Source organism: Paenibacillus sp. FSL H7-0716, from assembly GCF_038002705.1.
Lineage (GTDB): Bacteria > Bacillota > Bacilli > Paenibacillales > Paenibacillaceae > Paenibacillus_AQ > Paenibacillus_AQ odorifer.
Genome location: NZ_JBBODA010000073.1, coordinates 1 through 2848 on the forward strand (window position 1 = coordinate 1; position 2848 = coordinate 2848).

5 protein-coding genes are annotated in these 2848 nt (G+C 36.1%); 4 read left to right on the forward strand and 1 reads right to left on the reverse strand.

Annotated elements, in window-relative coordinates:
- The first annotated feature begins 188 nt into the window (after window positions 1–188).
- The 4 genes from MHH60_RS33100 (at window position 189) to MHH60_RS33115 (ending at window position 1961) form a co-directional block, all read left to right on the forward strand.
- Window positions 189–629 (forward strand): JAB domain-containing protein, encoded by a 441-nt coding sequence (locus tag MHH60_RS33100; RefSeq protein WP_076139107.1) that lies wholly within the window; start codon window positions 189–191, stop codon window positions 627–629.
- 86 nt (window positions 630–715) lie between these two features.
- Window positions 716–1114: a hypothetical protein gene (locus MHH60_RS33105; protein ID WP_076139108.1), complete on the forward strand. Its 399-nt coding sequence runs from the start codon at window positions 716–718 to the stop codon at window positions 1112–1114.
- 15 nt (window positions 1115–1129) lie between these two features.
- Window positions 1130–1396 (forward strand): hypothetical protein, encoded by a 267-nt coding sequence (locus MHH60_RS33110; RefSeq protein WP_341161221.1) that lies wholly within the window; start codon window positions 1130–1132, stop codon window positions 1394–1396.
- Window positions 1359–1961: a hypothetical protein gene (locus MHH60_RS33115; RefSeq protein WP_341161222.1), complete on the forward strand. Its 603-nt coding sequence runs from the start codon at window positions 1359–1361 to the stop codon at window positions 1959–1961. Before MHH60_RS33110 ends, MHH60_RS33115 begins: the two co-directional genes overlap by 38 nt.
- A 290-nt stretch (window positions 1962–2251) precedes the next feature.
- On the opposite strand, the gene MHH60_RS33120 is transcribed toward MHH60_RS33115, so the two are convergent.
- Window positions 2252–2551 (reverse strand): hypothetical protein, encoded by a 300-nt coding sequence (locus tag MHH60_RS33120; protein ID WP_076139110.1) that lies wholly within the window; start codon window positions 2549–2551, stop codon window positions 2252–2254.
- Between the last annotated feature and the right edge of the window lie 297 nt (window positions 2552–2848).

Below are 2848 nucleotides of genomic sequence, written 5' to 3' on the forward strand. Positions count from 1 at the left end.
GATCCAGCGGTGAGCGGTAGCAATTAGCCAGGCCAACGCTAAAATCCAGAATCTGCAGACAGTTAGGTGAGCAGCTGAAGACTCCGGATCGATACAATAATTTTAATTTATTATGTAATTAAACACTTGATTTTTAATGTCTTGATGGTATAATTAAATCAAGAAACAATTAGAAAAGGGGATACGAAATGGAATGCATTATCGAAATCACAAGAATTACTCAACAAATTGATAAAACAAACTTACCTCTCATACGTGTTTGCTCACCTATTGATGCAGTTGAGATCACAAACAAATACATAGTTGACGAAGATAGAGAGGTTCTTCTAATTATGGTTCTTGACACTAAAAACCAAATTATTGCTATCCATCGTTGTCATATGGGATCCTTAAGCGCATCAATCGCTCATCCAAGAGAAATATTCAAGGCTGCAATCTTAAATAATGCTGCAAGTATAATCATAGCTCACAACCACCCTAGCGGCATTGTAACCCCATCTGAAGAAGATATAAAGTTAACACAACGTATAGCAGAGTGCGGTGAAATAATGGGCATTGAACTTTTAGACCATTTAATAGTAGGGTGGCAAGAAGGCTATTATTCTTTTAAATCCTCTGGTTTATTATAAAGCTGTAAAAGCTATCGGCTTTATAGCCGGTGGCTTTTACTCTAAAATATTATTCGGATAAATTAAAAAATGGAGGTTGAATACAAATGAAGAATTTCACTGATTATTCACATAAAAACCAATACAGATTAATAAAAGCACAACTACCCGCAGGAAAACGAAATGATTGCAATCTACTTCCTGTAGTTTACCTGATGGCAGGAAATGAAGAATTTAGAAACAAGGTAACTCACTTTATAAATTGGAATGAAGGAGAAATTGACTGGAGTAATCTGTTAAATTCAAATGACGATATTGAAGAACTAACAATTTTGATTAAACTATCTGCAGAACTATATAGTCATAAGCAAATGATTTCAATTTATGATTTAATAAATAAGCTAGATAAAAATAATTTTTCTATGGTATTAATGTTGCTGCAAAATATTAAGGAAGGATTCCATTTTAATACCTATGAAATAGATAATCTGGATTCTTATATATAGAAAGGTTGTTTATAATTGATTAAAAAATATGGACTCGCGTTAGATAGTGTTCAATTGGATGAATTTAGAAATTTAGTTCCAGAAAAAATAAGACGAAAAAGCTTAGAATCATTCATATTGAATGACTATAAATTTTCTCCTTCAAATTCCAACTCCCTTGATGATGAAGATAATGAGATAGATAAAAAACGGGGAAGAGGCAGACCAGCAAAAAAAAAACAGCGAGAATTCAATTGCCACGAATATGGCTCTAAGTATCGAAGCAATAACTATTATAGATGACTTAGTTACTAATCTTAAAAATAAAGGCGTTTCGGCAAACCGTTCATCTGTGATGAGAGATGTTATATCCAATTTCAACATTTTCTATAAAGACAAAAGGGACCTTTTCACTTCTCCATCAGAAAGGAAACCAAATACCTTTTATCTGGAAAAAGGTACTCATGAATTTTTAAAAAAATGGACTAAATCAAGAAATCTTAATTATGTAATCGAACAGTTTATTTTAAGCTCCGACTTCACACCATCCTCTATCACTGACGAGGATATAAGTTTTTTGAGAAAGACACCTGAACAAGTAGAACCAATACGAATTAGTATTAGTGAAACAGCCTATTCAGTAATTGATGATATTTTAAGTTTTCTTGATCCTGGGATAACAAGAACCTCAATAATGCGTTTAGTAGTTCAAAGGATAATCCAATTAGATCAAGGAGTAGCTTTACCTAAACTATTAGCTAAGAAGAAACTTGATGCCGCAATAATTAACTATGAAAATATTGTGGGTGTTGACAAAACCCAAGAACTAATTTCAGATTACTTAAACAAAAATTATGATACGGACTAATTCATAAAAGCTAATCATGAAGTCCACATGTAAAGTGTTCTAATGAGCCAGGGCAACACTCAGATCCGGTTCCTGCAGATATACAGGTTTGCAACTGAAGAAGATTCCGGATCGGTGCGCCGGTGGTGTTTGATCCTGGGCGCTTGCAGCATCCAGGAGAGTATGAGCTGCTGCTGTTATGGATTTACGTCCGATTTATGAAAATTCATACCAAAGCCTGGGATTTAAATCGGGCTTTTTTTTGCATCTCCTTACCTAACCTTTTAATTTTTTTATGCATAAATCCCCCACTAATATAACAACCAATAATCCGCACTACTCGGTATATTCTTAACCTTTTGTACCTCATCTGGATCTCGGTGGGATGGATTATCTCTTTCCCAACCTGATATAATGCATGCCCTTTCAGGCGGTGTATGTGGGTTCCACTCAATATAGTTTTCTTTCGCTAATTCTTCTAATCCGTTTCTGATATCGACGGGCATACGACCACTTAATCGCTCCAACTCAGGCAATGATGGCAGACATCCAAAATGTCGTGAGTAATGATTAATGATCAACAATAACTTGCGCGGAGTATCTTCTAACATGTTTAACACCTCTCCAAAATAAGAACATTTGTTTGTATTATATGTGAGCTCTAGATTGTATAGCAAGAGAAATAAACCGTACCTCGTCATAATCAATCAGGTAAATTCCGATTCCGCAACCAGGAGAGCGTGAGCTACTGCTGCAGGGGATCCAGCGGTAAGCTGCAGCATTTAGCCAGGGCAATGCTCAGATCCGGTTCCTGTAGACAATTAGGTAAGCTGCTGAAGACTCCGGATCGATTCGCCGGCGGTAGCTGGTCCTGGGCGCTGGACCGCATCCAGGAGAGCGTGAGTAGC